At 71.1% G+C, this 3,296-nt stretch carries 3 protein-coding genes; 1 reads left to right on the forward strand and 2 read right to left on the reverse strand.

From position 1 onward, the window contains the following. Positions 1 to 49 precede the first annotated feature (49 nt). Both AOK24_RS40670 and AOK24_RS40675 read right to left on the reverse strand, forming a co-directional pair. The gene (locus AOK24_RS40670; protein ID WP_055724938.1) at positions 50 to 832 is read right to left on the reverse strand and encodes a hypothetical protein; all 783 of its coding nucleotides are present in this window, start codon (positions 830 to 832) and stop codon (positions 50 to 52) included. A gap of 210 nt (positions 833 to 1,042) precedes the next feature. Beyond that, the gene (locus tag AOK24_RS40675; RefSeq protein ID WP_055724936.1) at positions 1,043 to 2,098 is read right to left on the reverse strand and encodes an LLM class F420-dependent oxidoreductase; all 1,056 of its coding nucleotides are present in this window, start codon (positions 2,096 to 2,098) and stop codon (positions 1,043 to 1,045) included. A gap of 158 nt (positions 2,099 to 2,256) precedes the next feature. On the opposite strand from AOK24_RS40675, the gene AOK24_RS40680 reads away from it, so the two are divergent. After that, positions 2,257 to 3,243, forward strand: coding sequence for an aldo/keto reductase (locus AOK24_RS40680; RefSeq protein ID WP_055724937.1), 987 nt, complete (start codon positions 2,257 to 2,259; stop codon positions 3,241 to 3,243). Positions 3,244 to 3,296 lie beyond the last annotated feature (53 nt).

Here is a 3,296-nt window from a genome sequence, read left to right on the forward strand (position 1 = left end):
TTCCGGGGCTGGACTGGACGGGGCCGGACGGGGCTGGATTGGGCTGGGCTCAGGCGAACTGTGGGCCTGCCGGGCCGCCCAGGGCGTTCCTGCGGGCCGGCATCTCCAGGGAGACCATGCGGTGCCAGCCGGCGAGGCGTTCGTACGCGTACAGGGCGTGGATGCCCGCGGCGAGGGCGGCCGACTTCGTCCTCGGCCAGCCGAGGATGCGGCCCATGTGCGCCATCACCGCGAGGCTGACGTCCCGGAAGACCCTGATCTCCGCCAGCGCGCACGCGCGCAGGGTGCGCTGGATCGTCCGGCCGTGTCCCGCGCGCGCGAAGCGCAGCAGTTCCTCGTGGCAGTAGGCGAGGTGGTTGTCCTCGTCGGCGGAGATCATCCGTACGGCACGGCCCAGGTCGGGGTGGTCGGCGAAGTGCCTGCGCAGGAGGTCCATCTGTTCGGAGGCGCGCTGTTCGGTGACCCTGCTGTGCGCGAGGTAGGTGACGACGTCCTGGACGGTGAGCGGCTGGTCCGCCTTCAGCTTCTCGTGGGCCAGGCCGATGCCGCCGCGCTCCAGGAGCATCGTGTAGTCGGTGTCCGGGGGGACCGGGACGGGGTCGAGGCCGCGCTTCTTCATCAGGGCGCCGAAGATCCGGCCGTGTTTGTCCTCGTCGGCGCCGTGGCGGACGATCTTCGGCACGAGGTCGCGTTCGCTCTCGGGGACCAGGGCCGCGATCCGCGCGTTCTCCCAGCCGCCCTGCGCCTCGCCGCTCGCCGCGATCGAACAGAACAGCCTGAACGATTCGTCGTCGTCCAGGATCTCCTCGAAGAGGCTCTTCGCCGACAGCATCCCGATCACCTCGTTCCACGCCTGCGGGGGTTTCGCAAAGAAAGAGTCAAGTCCGATCTCTTCCCGCCCGCAACACGTCGGTCGGACAACTCACCCGTCCGAAGTACCCCCACCCCGTAACTCCGCACGTGCAGTGACGTTGTTCCTCACAGTCGGCCGTGGCGGGGAGACCCCCGAGCCCCCGCCACGGCCGTGGAACCCTCCGGGGTGCTACGCCACTCCGGCCAGCTCCAGGGCCTCCGCGCCCGCGCGCAGGGACGCGAGGCGCTCTTCGAGGGTGAAGCCCGCGGGGGCGAGGGTGAGGGTGGTGACGCCGACGGCGGCGTAGGACTTCATGCGGTCGGCGATGCGGTCCACCGAGCCGAGCAGGGCGGTCTTGTCGATCAGGTCGTGGGGGACGGCCGCCGCGGCGCCGGTCTTGTCGCCCGCCAGGAACTTGTCCTGGATCTCCGCCGCCTCCGCCTCGTAGCCCATGCGCTGGGCGAGCTGGTTGTAGAAGTTCTGCTTGCGGCTGCCCATGCCGCCGACGTACAGGGCCGTGTACGGGCGGAAGGTGTCCGCGAGCTTCTCGACGTCCTTGTCGTCGCCCAGGGCGAGCGGCAGGGTCGGGCAGACGTCGAAGCCTTCGAGGGTGTGGCCGGCCTTCTCGCGGCCCGCGCGGATGTGCTTCAGCGCGGTGTCCTCCAGGTGCTCGGCGGAGGGGAAGATCAGCAGCGCGCCGTCGGCGATCTCGCCGGTCTGCTCCAGGTTCTTCGGGCCGATCGCGGCGATGTAGAGCGGGATGTGCTCGCGCTCGGGGTGCACGGTCAGCTTGATCGGCTTGCCGGGCCCGCCGGGCAGCGGAAGCGTCCAGTGCTCACCGTCGTACGACAGGCGCTCGCGGGTCATCGCCTTGCGGACGATCTCGACGTACTCGCGCGTGCGCGCCAGCGGCTTGTCGAACTTGACGCCGTACCAGCCCTCGGAGACCTGCGGCCCGGAGACGCCGAGGCCGAGGCGGAAGCGCCCGCCGGACAGGGAGTCCAGGGTCGCGGCGGTCATCGCGGTCATCGCGGGCTGGCGGGCCGGGATCTGGAAGATGGCCGACCCGACGTCGATGCGCTCGGTCTTGGCGGCGACCCATGTCAGCACGGTCGCCGCGTCCGAGCCGTACGCCTCGGCCGCCCAGCACACGGCGTAGCCGAGCCGGTCGGCCTCCTGCGCCACGGCGAGGTTGTCCCCGTCCATCCCGGCACCCCAGTACCCGAGGTTGATCCCGAGCTGCATTGGCCGCATCCCCTTACCGATCAGTAACGTCCGTTGTGGACAGACCATAGCGCGCACCCCCGCACGGCCGGGAGTACCGGCCGTGCGATCCACAACCTGCGGATTCGGTTATCCACAGGCCACCCACCGCCCGGTTCTGGCCAGTAATCTCGGCGTTCATGGAGCAGAGGCATCTCGGCCGCACCGGCCTGCGCGTGTCCCGTATCGGGCTCGGCACCCTGACCTGGGGCCGCGACACCGACGAGCACGACGCGGCGGACCTCTTGAAGACGTTCTGGGAAGCGGGCGGCACCCTCGTCGACACGGCGGACGTGTACGGCGACGGGGATGCCGAATACCTGCTGGGGCGCCTCATAGAGGGCCTGGTCCCGCGCCGGGACCTGATCATCGCGACCAAGGCGGGCAGCGTGCCCGACCCCGACCGCCGCTTCGACGGCTCGCGGGGCCATCTGCTGGCCGCGCTGGACGCGTCGCTGGCCCGCCTCGGCACGGACTACGTGGACGTCTGGCACATCCACGCGTACGACCCCCACACGCCGATGGAGGAGACCCTCCAGGCCCTCGACATCGCTGTCTCCAGCGGGCGCGCGCGGTACGCGGGCGTCTCCAACTTCTGCGGCTGGCAGATCGCCAAGGCGGCCACCTGGCAGCTCGCCGCGCCCGGCACGCGTACGCGGCTGTCCAGTACGCAGATGGAGTACTCGCTCCTCCAGCGCGGCGTCGAGCGCGAGGTGCTGCCGGCCGCGATCGACCTCGGCATCGGGCTGCTGCCCTCCTCGCCGCTCGGCCGGGGCGTCCTCACCGGCAAGTACCGCGCCGACGCCTTCCCGCCCGACTCCCGCGCCGCCTCCGACCACTTCGCGCCGTTCGTCGAGCCCTACCTCGACGACACGGCCAGCCGCATCGTCGACGCGGTGACGACCGCCGCCGACGGACTCGCCGTCACCCCGCTGCACGTCGCCCTCGCCTGGGTCCGCGACCGGCCCGGCGTCGCCGCGCCCATCATCGGCCCGCGCAACGCGCAGCAGCTCAGCGCCGCGTTGTCAGTGGAGGCCCTTACGCTTCCAGACGAGATCTGCCGGGCCCTCGACGACGTGTCGGCGCCCGTGCACCGCTATCCCGATCACGACTGGAGCACGCTGTGAGCACGGACCCGGAGACCACGGAGAACAAAACGCCGGGGGCACCGGAGGGGGGG

The organism is Streptomyces niveiscabiei, assembly GCF_001419795.1.
Lineage (GTDB): Bacteria > Actinomycetota > Actinomycetes > Streptomycetales > Streptomycetaceae > Streptomyces > Streptomyces niveiscabiei.

Bases quoted from the DNA above. Each gene is read 5' to 3' on its own strand.
- AOK24_RS40670 (WP_055724938.1), bottom strand. From the start codon at position 832: ATGCTGTCGGCGAAGAGCCTCTTCGAGGAGATCCTGGACGACGACGAA.
- AOK24_RS40675 (WP_055724936.1), bottom strand. From the start codon at position 2,098: ATGCAGCTCGGGATCAACCTCGGGTACTGGGGTGCCGGGATGGACGGG.
- AOK24_RS40680 (WP_055724937.1), top strand. From the start codon at position 2,257: ATGGAGCAGAGGCATCTCGGCCGCACCGGCCTGCGCGTGTCCCGTATC.